The sequence below is a fragment of the Streptococcus halitosis genome, from assembly GCF_023147855.1.
GTDB lineage: Bacteria > Bacillota > Bacilli > Lactobacillales > Streptococcaceae > Streptococcus > Streptococcus halitosis_B.
The window spans coordinates 150,239-164,916 of record NZ_JAHXOP010000002.1 but is presented as its reverse complement, the minus strand read 5'-3'; the positions used below and the strand labels follow the sequence as shown (position 1 = coordinate 164,916).

The window sequence follows — 14,678 nt, the reverse complement described above, 5'->3', positions numbered from 1 at the left end:
ATGAAAAGGGAAGAAACGAAATTTTACCTAGGGACCATTTTGGTACTTATGTCTTATTACTTGATTTTTAATTTAGTAGTGAGATTAGAGTTTATGGATCAATTATCAGATTTTGGATTTTATGGGATTCAAATTTTATTGATAGTAATTGAAGGAATTGCTGCTACTGTGGTTCTTGTTAAGAGTCAACGTTGGAAAGAGTACGGTCGCTTCCAGTTTCGTTGGTCCTATCTGGGTATCTTCTTTCTTTCCTTTATATTGATGTTTTTGTGGGTAAATATAACGACTCGGATCTTTCCCAGCACGCAAAATGGTAGTGCTATAAAAGAAACCGTAGCCAATTTGACGGGAATTAGTTATTTTGTGACACGTATTCTCTACGGCAGTCTTATTGCTCCGATAGTTGAGGAGTTAGTTTTCCGTGGACTTCTGATGACAGCCCTATCTAAATTTAAAAAATACTATATTGACGTCATCATTTCTTCCACACTCTTTAGTCTCATCCATGTTTTACAATATGGATGGATGTTAACAGACTTCATCGTTTATGCAGGAGCAGGTCTGCTACTCTGTATGCTCTTTCGTTATACACGTTCAATTTATTGGTCAATGGCCCTTCACATCTTGTGGAATACCTTTTTAATCATCGTCAGTTTACTGGTGTTTGGGTATTAGAAAGATGAAATATGAAAAAGATGAAATATGAAAAAGATAATCTCACGCTACTATTTTTTAATAGCTATTCTACTTGTTATTTCTGACCAGTTCTTCGTTCGTTTGCTTTTACATAGCGACCTTGCTGCTGGTCTATCCGACTTTGCCTATTATTTGTCGGATATGCTGTTGAATTTTCTTGTGGTTCTGCTTGCTATTATTGTTATGGTTTGGTCAGGTAAATGGCAGAAAATTAACAGTCGAAAATTTAGAGGTTTCTATCTTTTTTATTCCTTTTTAGCTCTTCTTGCTTTTGTTATTTGGAATTTCGTCACATTTTATCTTTTCCCATCTACCAAAAATGAAATTGCTTATCAACTGGATGTTCCTGCTTTTACGGGAGCAACGGCATTTTTGATGTATTTTTTCTATCCTGTGATTGCAGGTCCCATTTTTGAAGAGATGATTTATCGTGGATTGGTGATGACCGCTCTGGAAAAAGGGAAGAAGTGGGGACTGGATGTGCTCGGTTCGGCTGCTTTGTTTGGGGTCTTGCATATTAGTAATCATGGTTGGGTCTTGACAGACTTTTTCGTATATATGGGTGGCGGTCTCATATTTGCAGTCTTGTTTAGAGTGATAAAGTCCATTTATTGGCCTATTGGGCTGCATATAGTTTACAACGGTATTGGTCAAATTTTACCGTTGCTGTAATTTTAGGTGCTCGGCAATATCGGTCTATCCTTGGGGAAAAGTTCCCATTTGAATTCAAAAAGGAGTTGCGATGAAAGTATTTATTCAAAATAGAGATTTTAGGCAATTAACCATCAACCAGTGGATTTCAACGGTTGGGGATACGATTTTTTATCTTGCTTTTTTGAATTATATGGCAGACGCTTCGTTTGCCCCCTTGGCGATTTTACTCATTACGATTTCAGAGACTGTTCCTCAAGTTCTGCAAATCTTTATGGGAGTTTTGGCTGACTTTCAACACAATCGTGTTCTAAAGTATACGGTTATTAGTTTTGTCAAATTTGTACTTTATTCTATAGTGGCACTTTCGCTTTCAGGGCAGTCCTTTTCCTTATGGCTCGTATTCTTTATTTGTTTAATGAATCTCTTGTCGGATACATTGAGTTACTTTTCAGGAGCCATGCTAACTCCTATTTTTATAAGAATCATTGGGAAAGAACATCTGACAGAAGCCATTGGCTTTAAACAATCAACAGTTAGTTTAGTTCGGACAATCAGTAATATTCTAGGAGGGATTTTACTAGGAATTCTTTCCATTCAGTTCATTTCCTTGCTAAACGCTCTGACGTTTCTGATAGCATTTGTAGGTATTCTTCTCATAAAAAATGATCTTTTGAAAGTTGAAAAAACAATTAGCTATCAAGAAGGTCTTTCTATAAAATCGTTTTGCCAGCATTTGTTCCAATCATCAAAATTGATCTGGAATATGGATAGAGTGATCTTCATTTTATTTATCGTCTCTATCAGCCAAGCTGTGATCAATGTCACTGTTCCTATTTCAACTCTTTTTTTAAGAAACCAACCGTTTTTGGATTTACAAACTGGTCAATCACTCGCTTTGTTATCAACACTAGAATTGTCAGCACTTATTGTCGGAAGTCTTGTAAGTGGCTATTTGAAAAATACGATTTCTATAAAAACAGCTCTATACGCTTCGGTCGTCATCCAGTTACTCCTTCTAGTAGGATTTGCCACAGTTCATTTTGGCTTGATTCTGCTTTTCAGCTCTTTGGATGCCTTCGTCGCAGGAATACTCTCTCCTAGATTGCAAGAACTCGTCTTTAAACAAATACCTGAGGAGTCAATGGGAGCGGTTCAATCCTCTATTGGTGCTATTACGGTTGTTTTACCAAGTCTATTCACAATCGTTTTCGTAACGATTGCTACAAGTTTTGGGACCCTAGCGGTTAGCTTTATTCTATTGCTATTACTCCTAACCGCATTTGTCATGCTTTTGAATATTCGTGAGAGTATTTAGAGGAGAATTTGTATAATAGGTGTTTGAGACTGGATTGCCAGTCTTTTTATGACGGCCAAAATCAGCTGACTTTTTTCTCTTCTTTGAATATGTTATAATAGTCCGTGCTGTGGCTGTGATGACGAACAGCCGCAATTGGAGAGAATATGAGGAGAAGGATGAAAGAAAAAGGATTTTGGGAAGGTGTTCAGGCGGCTATGCCGACTGCTCTTGGCTATGTCAGCATTGGCCTGGCTTGTGGGATTATTGGCGCGCCCTATGTGACACCTGTTGAGATGGGCTTGATGAGCCTCTTTGTTTATGCTGGGAGCGCCCAGTTTGCCATGTTGGCACTGATTGCGGTACAAGCGCCTGTGGCAGCTATTGCTATGACTGTCTTTTTGATCAACTTGCGACTCTTTTTGCTGAGCCTGCATGCATCGACCTATTTCCGTCATACTAGTCTCTGGCAAAATATCGGCATGTCCAGTCTCCTGACAGATGAGACCTATGGGGTCTTGATGGGAGAATTAGCCCATACAGACAAGGTTCATCCCATGTGGATGCACGGGAACAATCTCAATAGTTATGTAGCCTGGTTTATTGGGACAGTGGCGGGGACAGCTTTAGGTGGCCTTCTTCCAAATCCTGAGGTCTTTGGCTTGGACTTTGCCCTTGTTGGGATGTTTATCGGGATTTTTACTTCGCAATTTCAGATTATGCAAAGACGGGTTCCTGTACGGAATCTGCTGCTGATCCTAGCCGTTGTTGCAGTGTCTTTCTTTTTGCTCTTGACAGTAGTGTCTCAGTCGCTAGCTGTTTTGTTTGCGACCTTGCTAGGTTGTACCATGGGGGTGGTTTTAGATGGTCAGTAAGTATATTTTAATGGCAATCCTCTTTTCTGGATTGGTGACTTGGATTCCCCGCATGATTCCCTTCATATTGGTCAAGTATAAGGGCTTGCCAGCTATCGTTGAGCGGTTTTTGAAGTTCTTGCCTGTTTCCATTATCTTTGCCTTGATCCTTTCAAGCGTAGTGACTGGCAAAGTTGGCAGCCTTCCTCAGATCAAATGGCTGGACTTTTTAGCAGTCTTTCCAACGGCTTGGATAGCCTTTCGCTACCGCAATCTAGTGGGTACGGTTCTTTTTGGAGTAGTCTTGGTTGCAGTCTTGCGTCTGGTCTTTTAGTCAGCCATAAGAAAAACCTATCACCGAGATAGAAATCATATAATGGCGAAAAAAAATATTTTCTGTTAAGATAGTAAAGTATTCTATTTTGGAGGAAATGACATGAAAAAAATCGTTAAATACTCATCTCTTGCTGCTCTAGGACTTGTTGCCGCAGGTGTACTAGCAGCTTGCTCAGGTGGAGATAAGAAAGAAGGAGAGGCAACTGGTAAGAAAGAAATTATCGTTGCAACCAATGCTTCACCAAAACCATTCAACTACGAAGAAAATGGCGAGTTGACTGGTTATGAGATTGAAGTAGTCCGTGCTATCTTTAAAGACTCTGACAAATACGATGTCAAGTTTGAAAAGACAGAGTGGTCAGGTGTCTTTGCAGGTCTTGATAGCGACCGTTATCAAATGGCTGTGAACAATATTAGTTATACCAAAGAACGCGCTGAAAAGTACCTTTATGCAGCGCCAACTGCTAAAAACCCTAACGTTCTCGTTGTGAAGAAAGACGATGACAGCATCAAGTCGCTTGATGATATCGGAGGCAAGTCTACTGAGGTCGTTCAAGGGACAACATCAGCTAAACAGCTAGAAGATTATAACAAACAACACGCAGACAATCCAACTGTTCTTAACTACACCAAGGCTGATTTCCAACAAATCATGTCTCGTTTGAGCGATGGTCAGTTTGACTACAAGATTTTTGATAAAATCGGTGTTGAAACAGTTATCAAGAACCAAGGTTTGGACAACTTGAAAGTCATTGAACTTCCAAGCAACCAACAACCTTATGTTTACCCACTTCTTGCTAAAGGTCAAGATGAGTTGAAATCATTTGTAGACAAACGTATCCAAGAACTCTACAAAGACGGAACTCTTGAAAAATTGTCTAAACAGTTCTTCGGAGACACTTATCTCCCAGCAGAAGCTGATATTAAATAGTGGTATGAAATCATCCAGTCTGAGAAAGGCGGATGATTTCTCAATTTTTAGGTATATAGTTTCAAACTATATGTCTGCCTATCTAATAACAATTTGCTAAATCAAATAAAGTATGAGATACTATTACGGTATTATTTTTAAAGGAGATAGAATCATGAAAATTAAAAAATGGCTCGGTGTAGCAGCTCTTGCTACAGTCGCAGGTTTGACTCTTGCAGCTTGCGGAAATTCAGAAAAGAAAGCAGACAACGAAACAGTTGTCAAAATTGCAACAGTTAACCGTAGCGGTTCTGAAGAAGCACGTTGGGATAAAATCCAAGAATTGGTTGAAAAAGATGGAATTAAATTGGAATTCACAGAGTTCACAGACTATTCACAACCAAACAAGGCAACTGCTGATGGCGAAGTAGACTTGAACGCCTTCCAACACTACAACTTCTTGAATAACTGGAACAAAGAAAACGGGAAAGACCTTGTAGCGATTGCAGATACCTATATCTCACCAATCCGCCTTTACTCAGGTAAAAATGGGGAAGAAAACAAGTATACCAAAGTGGAAGAAATCCCAGATAAGGGTGAAATTGCTGTACCAAACGATGCAACAAACGAAAGTCGTGCGCTTTACTTGCTTCAATCAGCTGGTTTGATCAAATTGGATGTTTCTGGAACTGCCCTTGCAACAGTTGCTAACATCACAGAAAATCCAAAGAACTTGAAGATTACTGAATTGGACGCTAGTCAAACAGCTCGTTCATTGTCATCAGTTGATGCTGCCGTTGTAAACAATACCTTCGTTACAGAAGCAAAATTGGACTACAAGAAAGCACTCTTCAAAGAACAAGCTGATGAAAACTCAAAACAATGGTACAACATCATCGTTGCGAAAAAAGATTGGGAATCATCACCTAAGGCTGATGCCATCAAGAAAATTATCGCAGCTTACCACACTGATGAAGTGAAAAAAGTTATCGAAGAAACATCAGACGGTTTGGATCAACCAGTTTGGTAATAAGACACAGGGAGGTGGGAGAGAGTTTCCACCTCTTGCTTTTGTATAGAGCATGGATTGTAAAGAAGACTATACGTTCATAGAAAGGTAGAGAAAAAATGGTTTTTCCTAGTGAACAAGAACAGATTGAAAAATTTGAAAAGGATCATGTAGCCCAGCATTATTTTGAAGTTTTGCGTACCTTGATTTCCAAGAAATCAGTCTTTGCCCAGCGGGTCGGGCTTAAGGAAGTCGCCAACTATTTGGGTGAGATTTTCAAGCGTGTGGGAGCTGAAGTCGAGATAGATGAGAGCTACACGGCGCCCTTTGTCATGGCGCATTTCAAGAGTTCGCGTCCAGATGCTAAGACCTTGATCTTCTATAACCACTATGACACCGTGCCAGCGGATGGTGACCAGGTGTGGACAGAGGATCCTTTTACCCTTTCTGTACGAAATGGCTTTATGTATGGGCGTGGGGTTGATGATGACAAGGGCCATATCACAGCTCGTTTGAGTGCTTTGAGAAAATATATGCAGCATCATGATGACCTGCCTGTCAATATCAGTTTTATCATGGAAGGAGCGGAGGAATCGGCTTCAACAGACCTAGATAAGTATCTGGAAAAACATGCGGACAAACTCCGTGGGGCGGACTTGCTAGTCTGGGAACAAGGGACCAAGAACGCCTTGGAACAGCTTGAAATCTCTGGCGGAAACAAGGGAATTGTAACCTTTGATGCCAAGGTAAAAAGCGCTGATGTGGATATCCACTCGAGTTATGGTGGGGTTGTGGAATCAGCTCCTTGGTATCTTATCCAGGCCTTAAGTAGCCTACGTGCAGCAGATGGGCGTATCTTGGTAGAAGGCTTGTACGAAGAAGTACAAGAGCCAAATGAACGAGAACTAGCCTTGGTAGATACCTACGCCCAACGCAATCCTGAGGAAATTAGTCGCATTTATGGCTTGAAATTGCCTCTCTTACAAGAGGAACGTGCAGCCTTTCTAAAACGTTTCTTTTTTGAGCCAGCCCTTAATATCGAAGGGATTCAGTCAGGTTATCAAGGGCAAGGGGTTAAAACGATTTTGCCAGCAGAAGCCAATGCCAAGTTAGAAGTTCGTTTGGTTCCTGGCCTAGAACCGCACAATGTCCTGGAAAAAATTCGGAAACAGCTAGACAAAAATGGCTTTGATAAGGTAGAATTATACTATACCTTGGGAGAGATGAGCTATCGAAGCGATATGAGCGCACCAGCCATTCTCAATGTGATCGAATTGGCCAAGAAATTCTACTCTCAGGGCGTATCGGTCTTACCGACAACAGCGGGAACAGGACCTATGCATACGGTCTTTGATGCCCTAGAGGTGCCAATGGTGGCCTTCGGTCTAGGAAATGCCAATAGCCGAGACCACGGTGGAGATGAAAATGTGCGAATCGCCGATTACTACACCCATATTGAATTAGTAGAGGAGCTGATTAGAAGCTATGAGTAGAGATATTATCAAGTTAGATCAGATCGATGTGACTTTTCACCAAAAGAAAAGAACCATCACAGCGGTCAAAGATGTGACTATTCACATCCAAGAAGGGGATATCTACGGAATCGTTGGATATTCTGGAGCAGGGAAATCAACCCTTGTACGGGTGATTAACCTCTTGCAAAAGCCATCTGCAGGGAAAATTACCATTGATAACGACGTCATTTTTGATGGCAAGGTAACCTTGACGGCAGAGCAGTTGCGTCGTAAACGTCAGGATATCGGGATGATTTTCCAGCATTTTAACCTGATGAGTCAAAAGACAGCAGAGGAAAATGTAGCCTTTGCCCTTAAACACTCTGGACTCAGCAAGGAAGAAAAGAAGGCCAAAGTAGCTAAGTTGTTAGACTTAGTTGGCCTTGCAGATCGTGCTGAAAACTACCCTTCACAACTATCTGGAGGGCAAAAACAGCGTGTAGCTATTGCGCGTGCCTTGGCAAATGATCCGAAAATTTTGATTTCAGATGAGTCAACGTCTGCCCTCGACCCTAAGACAACCAAGCAAATTCTAGCCTTGTTGCAAGATTTGAACCAAAAATTAGGCTTGACGGTTGTCTTGATTACGCATGAAATGCAGATTGTCAAAGACATTGCCAACCGTGTGGCAGTTATGCAGGATGGTCGTTTGATTGAAGAGGGTAGTGTTCTTGAAATTTTTTCAGATCCTAAACAACCTTTGACCCAGGACTTTATCTCAACTGCGACAGGTATTGATGAAGCCATGGTCAAGATTGAGAAGCAAGAAATCGTAGAGCATTTATCTGAAAACAGTATCTTAGTGCAGCTCAAGTATGCAGGTGCTTCGACAGACGAACCACTTTTGAATGAATTGTACAAACATTACCAAGTAACGGCTAATATCCTCTATGGAAATATCGAAATTCTCGATGGCACTCCCGTTGGAGAATTGGTGGTGGTCTTGTCAGGTGAAAAAGCAGCGCTAGCAGGTGCTCAAGAAGCCATTCGTCAAGCGGGTGTCCAGTTAAAAGTATTGAAGGGAGGACAGTAAAATGACAGAGTTGATTCAAACTTATCTACCAAATGTCTATAAGATGGGCTGGGCTGGTCAGGCAGGCTGGGGAACGGCTATCTACCTAACTCTTTATATGACAGTTCTTTCCTTCATCATCGGAGGGTTCTTGGGGCTGGTGGCAGGTCTCTTCCTTGTCTTGACAGCGCCAGGCGGTGTCTTGGAAAATAAGGTTATCTTTTGGATTTTAGACAAGATCACCTCCATTTTCCGTGCGGTTCCTTTCATCATCCTCTTGGCAATCATGTCGCCACTTTCTCACTTGATTGTGAAGACGAGTATCGGGCCAAATGCAGCCCTTGTCCCACTTTCTTTTGCGGTCTTTGCCTTCTTTGCCCGTCAGGTGCAGGTGGTCTTGGCTGAGCTAGATGGTGGTGTCATTGAGGCGGCGCAGGCTAGTGGAGCGACCTTCTGGGACATCGTGGGTGTTTATCTATCAGAAGGTCTTCCAGATTTGATTCGTGTGACGACAGTGACCTTGATTTCCCTTGTTGGGGAAACGGCTATGGCGGGAGCAGTTGGTGCTGGTGGTATCGGTAACGTAGCGATCGCCTATGGATTTAACCGCTACAATCACGATGTGACCATTTTGGCAACCATCATTATCATCTTGATTATCTTTACAATCCAGTTCTTGGGAGATTTCTTGACCAAGAAATTAAGTCATAAATAATGGGAGGAGTTCAACAGGACTCCTTTTTGTTTTCTCACTGAAATGCAAGAAGAGTAAAGCTTCTTTTTAGAAATATGCTATAATAAAGAAAGGTCCCTCAATTAGCAAGTCAGAAAGTTTGCTGTCGAAGGGATGATAATGTAAAGGAGTTTGGCTGGTATGAATTATTTCGAGGGGAATGAGTTTTTCCTTCTCTTATTTGTAGTTTTACTGATTGGTTTTGTGGTAAACTTTTTTGAAAAACGTAAGGACTACTATATTTTGGCACTCTCTCTCTTATTTGCAGGAGCTATCTATGGTAAGAGTCGAGCGATGATTGTCTATTTGCTCGCCTTTATCGTTTACCAGTATTTTCTGGTTTTTCTAGCGCAGCGGATAGAGGCAAAGTGGCTGAAACCACTGGTTTTCCTTTCCATTCTTCCTTTGGTAATCAATAAAGTCTTTGCCCTGACTTCTCTGCATTTGTTGGCCTTTATTGGAATTTCCTATATGTCCTTTAAGACCATTCAGATCATGCTAGAAATATCGGATGGCTTGATCAAAGAAAAAGTCAGTGTAAAAGATTATCTACAGTTTTTACTCTTTTTCCCAACAGTTAGTGCTGGTCCAATTGATCGGAGTAGGAGATTTTTAAAAGAGATAAACGAGGTCATGCCCCGAAAAGAGTATCTGGAGTTAGCAGGGGACGGTGTGTATCGTATCGTTCTAGGCCTTCTTTACAAGGTTGTTTTATCAACCTATGTTTACCAGATGTTACTCACTCTAAATAATACTGGTACAGTCGTCTATTCAATCAAGTATATGTACCTCTATACCTTGTATCTGTTCTTCGACTTTGCAGGCTACAGTCTAATGGCCGTTGGAAGTAGTAATATTCTAGGTATTCAGACACCGATGAACTTTAACAAACCTTTCTTGAGTGTCGATATCAAGGATTTCTGGACCAGATGGCATATCACCTTGTCGACCTGGTTGAGAGATTTTGTATTTTCAAGAGTATTGATGCAGGTTATCAGGAAAAAATGGTTTAAAAACAGGCTACACAATGCAACCTATGCCTATATGGTCAATATGTTGGTCATGGGTTTTTGGCATGGTCTTAGTGTTAGCTACATTCTTTATGGTTTTTACCATGGTGTCTTGATGGCTGGATTTGAAGTGTATCAAAAGAAAAGCAATTTTTATAAGAAAAATAAAAATAAAAACTGGTATAAGCTACTAAGTTGGTTTGTAACCATGAATTTGGTTATGATTGGTTTCTTTATCTTTTCAGGTGAACCCTATAAAATCTTACTTACGATTTTAAAGAGATAAGAGATTGAAAAGAAGTCTGCCAGATCGAAGGGATAGGATAAAACGAGATGATTAAATTAAAAGCATTTTTACTATCGCTTGTGCTCGTAATTGCGACGCTTGCCCTTTTAAATGTGACGTATGTCAAGAAGATTGATGATTATTATAAAGTCAAGGATAACAGTATTCGTTATAGCACCTCGTATGAAAAATATAAAAGTAGAGATATTTTAACAAGCAATATTACTCCCAATACACTGGTTTTATTGGGGTCATCCGAGTTGGTTGCGACAAAGGATGAAGATTATCATCCCAATAGAATTTTTAATTACAACGATTTCAATATCATGCAGATTGGAACTAGCTATTCTCAAAATATCATTCAAGCCTCTACTTTAGCCTCTATTGAAGGGTCTATGAGTAAGCGAAAAGTAGCTATAGTAGAGTCGGTTCAGTGGTTTGAAAAAGATGGGACTCATCAAGATGCTTTTTTGAACAAGGCTTCTCAGGAACATATTTTCCACATGCTAGATAATGACAAGATTAGTAAGGAAACGAAAGAAAAACTAATCAATCGCATTATCGAGATTACCAAGGGGAACAAGCAACAAAATGACATCTACAAAAAATACAAAAGTTATTTCATAGATGGAAAAGGAACCATTGTTGATAAAAAACTATTAGAGTTAGATAACGCGATGTATTCCTTTAAGCTCAAACGAAAATTTTATGAAAATCATGAGAAATCAGATTATCCCTCATCAGGAGATAAAACCCCAGACTATGATTGGCAGAAAATGACGAATCAGTTTGTGGAAGAGGTCAAAAAGAAAACAGACAATAATGACTATGCTGTTGATAATAACTACTACAATACTTACTTAAAAGATCGCTATGCATCACTGAAAGATTCCAATAAAGATTTGAGCTATCTGGAGTCACCAGAATATTCAGATATGGAACTCTTCTTGACAGTTGCCAAAGAATTGGGCATTGAAGTTGAGGTTATTATTTTCCCAGTAAACGGGAAATGGAACGACTACACTGGTGTCTCAAGAGAAATGCGAGAAAAAACTTATAAAAAAATAGAAGATGTCGCAAAAAGCCATGGTGCAACGGTACTAAACTATGGAAACAGAGAGTATGATGATTACTTTTTATTTGACGTGATGCACGTTGGAGTGAAAGGATGGATGGAAGTTGAAAAAGAACTTTACAAATTTGCAAACCAAGCTAACTAACACACATCGTTTAATCTTGTGGACACTATTTTTCTATACGGTCATCTTGAGCATCGTGATCTACTGTTTTGTGACCGATTTTTCGAATATTCAAGAATTTATCTATAGTGAATTTTAGGATTGTATACAAAAAGGCCCTGGAACTAGGCATTGCTAGTCTTCAGGGCCTTTAGCTTATAGTTTATCAGCTATTTTTTGACTTAGAAATTGCCCAACCACAGCCCCCATCAAGGCACCTAGAAGGATGCTTGAAACAAAGAGAAGGATTTTGTCCAACTCTGGAGCGACCATGATACGGTCAATGTATTCTTGGGATTTCCCACGCGCAAGTAAGGTAGCTACGTAAGCTTTGGGACGGATCCACATGAGGAAGATAGGACCACTTGTGCTAAAAGCAAAAACGAGGAAGGAGAGGGTGTTTTTGATTCGATCTCTGTAGTTTCCGAGACGAGCGATGGCATCTGCTGCAAGACCACAGGCGAGTCCTGGGAGAAAGGCACCAGCGCCATGCTTGCTAGCTAGGAAGAAAAGTGCCATAAAGAGTCCTAGAGTGGTGATAGCACCAAAACGAGGGACCTTCGTCAAAAGAAGCATGTAGACACTGCCGCCGACAAGGGCAGAAAAGGCAGGCGCGTAGAACATATTGCCTGTTTGGTCGACCAAGTGTCCTAGGAAGACTCCAATCCCTACACAGAGAAAGTAGAGGACGGCGGCTAAGAGGGTGGTTAAGATATTTTTCTTCATGAGAATCTCCTTGATTCGAATTAACAAAACCAATTGTATCACGCTTTTTGAGGATTGTAAATGGGAGTTCTATATTTTTGAAAACGTTTGAAATATGATATAATAGTTACATCGTTAGTTTAAGGAGAGTAGCATGGGAAAATTTCTAGAATTCGTCTTTAATCGTATCTTTTTAGGAATGATGGCGACGGCTTATTTCTGGCTATTAACACTAGCAGGAGGAGTGGTCTTTGGTTTGGCACCAGCTAGTGCAACTCTTATGAGTTTGTATGCGGAGCATGGGTATACCTATCGAGCATACCATTTGAAGGAAGCTTGGGAATTGTATAAGAGTAATTTTGTCAAGAGCAATCTGGCTTTCTATAGTTTTGTGTTTGTGGATCTTGTTCTAATTTATGGTTTATATCTTCTAGTTCAATTGCCCCACCAGACGATTTTCCACCTCTTGGCGACCTTTCTCAATGTCCTTGTAGTTGCTCTTGTCTTTCTAGCCTATACTGTTTCCTTGAAACTTCAGGTGTACTTTGATTTATCCTACCAAAATACCTTGAAACTATCCCTTATCGGGATTTTTATGAGCCTACCTGCGATTGCCAAGGTTTTACTCGGGTCCGCTCTCCTTGTAGGAGTTGGTTATTATATGCCTGCCTTGCTCTTTTTTGTAGGAATTGGAATGTGGCATTTCTTTATCAGTGATATGTTGGAACCTATTTATGAAAGTATCCATGAAAAATTGGCGACAAAATAGAATGAAGCAGTTTTGGCTTCACTCTCTTTTACGGATTTATAGTTTGGTCATGATCGTGGTCATTGCCAGTTTTGCGATTATGCTATCGTATGCTGACTGGGATTCACGTGAGAAAGAGGCCCAACGGGTTGCAGAACGTGTGACCACTCGGACAGTGAGTGAAGTGGAATATTATCACAGAGAGTCAACCCGACTTGCTCAGTCTTTGGTTGAAAATCAGGCCCGCATTGAAGGGATTTACAAGTATTTCAGTCTTAGCACCCCAGACTATTTCTACTGGCAATTAGAGCGTAAAACTTCGCCTTATATTTCTGTATCCCTGTATGAAAATATTGATAATATCTATGTTCGGAATGATTTTGTGACTGGAGTGGCTATTGTCCTTCAGGACTATAAGGAAGTGTATGTTTCGACTAGAGAAAAACGCAGCGGGGAGAAAGTCCCTGCGGAGGATTTTAAGCCGACAGCCAACAGTTTTGCCATTCCCGTTTCTGATCCTGTGTCTGACAAGGATTTAGGAGTGATCTATATCTCCTTATCGCCAGATGTTCTCCATGGAGCTATTGACAATACAAGGGGCCATATCCCGATGGCTGTAACAGTAACTTCTCCTTTTGAGACCGAGATGTTCCATATTGGGGAGAAGGTATCAGCCGAGCGAGAAAACTGGTTTGTAGGTGTCACCTCTCACGGTTATCAGGTTCGAGCTGCTGTTCCTAAAAATTTTGTTCTTACAGGAACTTTGACGAGTTCAGCTATCATTATTGGGCTAAGTATCCTCTTTATCATCATTTTGTACGTGACCCTTAGACAGACTTTCTCAAATTACCAAAAACAAGTCGTAGACCTAGTAGATTCGATAGAGGTGATTGCTCAAGGAGAAGAAGGCCTTCGAATCGATACCTCTGAAAAAGACCAAGAGTTGCTTCTCATTGCAGAAACAACCAATGATATGTTGGATCGCCTGGAAAAAAATATCCACGATATCTATCAGCTAGAGCTCAGTCAAAAAGATGCCAATATGCGAGCTCTGCAGGCTCAAATTAATCCTCACTTTATGTACAATACTCTGGAGTTTTTACGGATGTATGCCGTCATGCAAAGTCAGGATGAACTGGCAGATATTATCTATGAATTTAGTAGCTTGTTACGCAACAATATCTCCGACGAGCGGGAAACCACGTTGAAGCAAGAGTTGGAATTCTGCCGAAAATATAGCTATCTTTGCATGGTGCGTTATCCTAAATCCATTGCCTATGGTTTCAAGATTGCACCAGAATTGGAAGAAATGAGAATTCCAAAATTTACACTCCAACCATTAGTAGAAAACTACTTTGCCCATGGTGTTGATCATCGCAGAACAGATAATGTCATCAGTATCAAAGCCTTGAAGGGCCAAGGATTCGTTGAAATCCTAGTAGTAGATAATGGTCGAGGAATGCCCGCTGAGAAACTAGCTAGCTTGCAAGAAAAATTAACTCAACGAAGTTTTGAACACGAAGCAAGCTATAGTGGGGAGCGGCAATCAATTGGAATAGTAAATGTACACGAACGCTTTGTTCTCTACTTTGGGGATCGCTACCAAATCAGTGTAGAGTCAGCTGAGCAAGAAGGTGTTCGTTACCATATCACTATCCAGAATGAATAGAAAGGGTAGA

Annotated in this window: 15 protein-coding genes; 14 read left to right on the top strand and 1 reads right to left on the bottom strand. The window is 40.5% G+C overall.

The window, feature by feature from the left end; all coding sequences use genetic code 11:
• From KZX55_RS05240 to dltD, 12 genes are all read left to right on the top strand, one after another.
• The gene (locus KZX55_RS05240) at positions 1–675 is read left to right on the top strand and encodes a CPBP family intramembrane glutamic endopeptidase (protein WP_248025377.1); all 675 of its coding nucleotides are present in this window, start codon (positions 1–3) and stop codon (positions 673–675) included.
• Positions 676–702: 27 nt separating this feature from the next.
• The gene (locus KZX55_RS05235; protein WP_248025368.1) at positions 703–1,368 is read left to right on the top strand and encodes a CPBP family intramembrane glutamic endopeptidase; all 666 of its coding nucleotides are present in this window, start codon (positions 703–705) and stop codon (positions 1,366–1,368) included.
• 70 nt (positions 1,369–1,438) lie between these two features.
• Positions 1,439–2,665, top strand: coding sequence for an MFS transporter (locus KZX55_RS05230; RefSeq protein ID WP_248025366.1), 1,227 nt, complete (start codon positions 1,439–1,441; stop codon positions 2,663–2,665).
• A gap of 158 nt (positions 2,666–2,823) precedes the next feature.
• Entirely contained in the window at positions 2,824–3,519 is a 696-nt protein-coding gene (locus KZX55_RS05225; protein WP_000659752.1) for an AzlC family ABC transporter permease, read from the top strand.
• A complete protein-coding gene (locus KZX55_RS05220; RefSeq protein ID WP_248025364.1) occupies positions 3,509–3,832 on the top strand; it encodes an AzlD domain-containing protein in 324 nt (107 codons plus the stop codon). Before KZX55_RS05225 ends, KZX55_RS05220 begins: the two co-directional genes overlap by 11 nt.
• A 102-nt stretch (positions 3,833–3,934) precedes the next feature.
• Positions 3,935–4,765, top strand: coding sequence for an amino acid ABC transporter substrate-binding protein (locus KZX55_RS05215; RefSeq protein ID WP_248025362.1), 831 nt, complete (start codon positions 3,935–3,937; stop codon positions 4,763–4,765).
• A 154-nt stretch (positions 4,766–4,919) separates the two neighbouring features.
• Positions 4,920–5,774 carry a MetQ/NlpA family ABC transporter substrate-binding protein gene (locus tag KZX55_RS05210; protein ID WP_084921147.1) on the top strand — a complete coding sequence of 285 codons (855 nt, stop codon included), beginning with the start codon at positions 4,920–4,922 and terminating at the stop codon, positions 5,772–5,774.
• A gap of 98 nt (positions 5,775–5,872) precedes the next feature.
• Positions 5,873–7,246 (top strand): M20 family metallopeptidase, encoded by a 1,374-nt coding sequence (locus KZX55_RS05205; protein WP_248025358.1) that lies wholly within the window; start codon positions 5,873–5,875, stop codon positions 7,244–7,246.
• Entirely contained in the window at positions 7,239–8,300 is a 1,062-nt protein-coding gene (locus KZX55_RS05200) for a methionine ABC transporter ATP-binding protein (protein WP_084852794.1), read from the top strand. The genes KZX55_RS05205 and KZX55_RS05200 overlap by 8 nt, the downstream gene beginning before the upstream one ends.
• Position 8,301: 1 nt before the next feature.
• Entirely contained in the window at positions 8,302–8,994 is a 693-nt protein-coding gene (locus KZX55_RS05195) for a methionine ABC transporter permease (RefSeq protein WP_000137507.1), read from the top strand.
• Positions 8,995–9,153: 159 nt separating this feature from the next.
• Positions 9,154–10,308, top strand: a complete 1,155-nt coding sequence (gene dltB, locus KZX55_RS05190) for a D-alanyl-lipoteichoic acid biosynthesis protein DltB (protein ID WP_248025355.1) — start codon at positions 9,154–9,156, stop codon at positions 10,306–10,308.
• Between the two features lie 47 nt (positions 10,309–10,355).
• Positions 10,356–11,528 carry a D-alanyl-lipoteichoic acid biosynthesis protein DltD gene (gene dltD, locus KZX55_RS05185; RefSeq protein WP_248025326.1) on the top strand — a complete coding sequence of 391 codons (1,173 nt, stop codon included), beginning with the start codon at positions 10,356–10,358 and terminating at the stop codon, positions 11,526–11,528.
• 174 nt (positions 11,529–11,702) lie between these two features.
• Here the strand turns inward: dltD and KZX55_RS05180 are convergent, their stop codons facing one another.
• The gene (locus KZX55_RS05180) at positions 11,703–12,272 is read right to left on the bottom strand and encodes an MptD family putative ECF transporter S component (protein WP_084852791.1); all 570 of its coding nucleotides are present in this window, start codon (positions 12,270–12,272) and stop codon (positions 11,703–11,705) included.
• A gap of 133 nt (positions 12,273–12,405) precedes the next feature.
• On the opposite strand from KZX55_RS05180, the gene KZX55_RS05175 reads away from it, so the two are divergent.
• Positions 12,406–13,020, top strand: coding sequence for a YesL family protein (locus KZX55_RS05175; protein ID WP_248025323.1), 615 nt, complete (start codon positions 12,406–12,408; stop codon positions 13,018–13,020).
• Complete coding sequence (locus KZX55_RS05170; RefSeq protein ID WP_248025322.1) at positions 12,998–14,668, top strand: sensor histidine kinase; 1,671 nt, start codon at positions 12,998–13,000, stop codon at positions 14,666–14,668. The genes KZX55_RS05175 and KZX55_RS05170 overlap by 23 nt, the downstream gene beginning before the upstream one ends.
• Positions 14,669–14,678: the final 10 nt, after the last annotated feature.

What these genes read in the sequence shown, in the direction of transcription:
- KZX55_RS05240 (WP_248025377.1), top strand. Translation starts at nt 1, where the DNA reads ATGAAAAGGGAAGAAACGAAATTTTACCTAGGGACCATTTTGGTACTT.
- KZX55_RS05235 (WP_248025368.1), top strand. Translation starts at nt 703, where the DNA reads ATGAAAAAGATAATCTCACGCTACTATTTTTTAATAGCTATTCTACTT.
- KZX55_RS05230 (WP_248025366.1), top strand. Translation starts at nt 1,439, where the DNA reads ATGAAAGTATTTATTCAAAATAGAGATTTTAGGCAATTAACCATCAAC.
- KZX55_RS05225 (WP_000659752.1), top strand. Translation starts at nt 2,824, where the DNA reads ATGAAAGAAAAAGGATTTTGGGAAGGTGTTCAGGCGGCTATGCCGACT.
- KZX55_RS05220 (WP_248025364.1), top strand. Translation starts at nt 3,509, where the DNA reads ATGGTCAGTAAGTATATTTTAATGGCAATCCTCTTTTCTGGATTGGTG.
- KZX55_RS05215 (WP_248025362.1), top strand. Translation starts at nt 3,935, where the DNA reads ATGAAAAAAATCGTTAAATACTCATCTCTTGCTGCTCTAGGACTTGTT.
- KZX55_RS05210 (WP_084921147.1), top strand. Translation starts at nt 4,920, where the DNA reads ATGAAAATTAAAAAATGGCTCGGTGTAGCAGCTCTTGCTACAGTCGCA.
- KZX55_RS05205 (WP_248025358.1), top strand. Translation starts at nt 5,873, where the DNA reads ATGGTTTTTCCTAGTGAACAAGAACAGATTGAAAAATTTGAAAAGGAT.
- KZX55_RS05200 (WP_084852794.1), top strand. Translation starts at nt 7,239, where the DNA reads ATGAGTAGAGATATTATCAAGTTAGATCAGATCGATGTGACTTTTCAC.
- KZX55_RS05195 (WP_000137507.1), top strand. Translation starts at nt 8,302, where the DNA reads ATGACAGAGTTGATTCAAACTTATCTACCAAATGTCTATAAGATGGGC.
- dltB (WP_248025355.1), top strand. Translation starts at nt 9,154, where the DNA reads ATGAATTATTTCGAGGGGAATGAGTTTTTCCTTCTCTTATTTGTAGTT.
- dltD (WP_248025326.1), top strand. Translation starts at nt 10,356, where the DNA reads ATGATTAAATTAAAAGCATTTTTACTATCGCTTGTGCTCGTAATTGCG.
- KZX55_RS05180 (WP_084852791.1), bottom strand. Translation starts at nt 12,272, where the DNA reads ATGAAGAAAAATATCTTAACCACCCTCTTAGCCGCCGTCCTCTACTTT.
- KZX55_RS05175 (WP_248025323.1), top strand. Translation starts at nt 12,406, where the DNA reads ATGGGAAAATTTCTAGAATTCGTCTTTAATCGTATCTTTTTAGGAATG.
- KZX55_RS05170 (WP_248025322.1), top strand. Translation starts at nt 12,998, where the DNA reads ATGAAAAATTGGCGACAAAATAGAATGAAGCAGTTTTGGCTTCACTCT.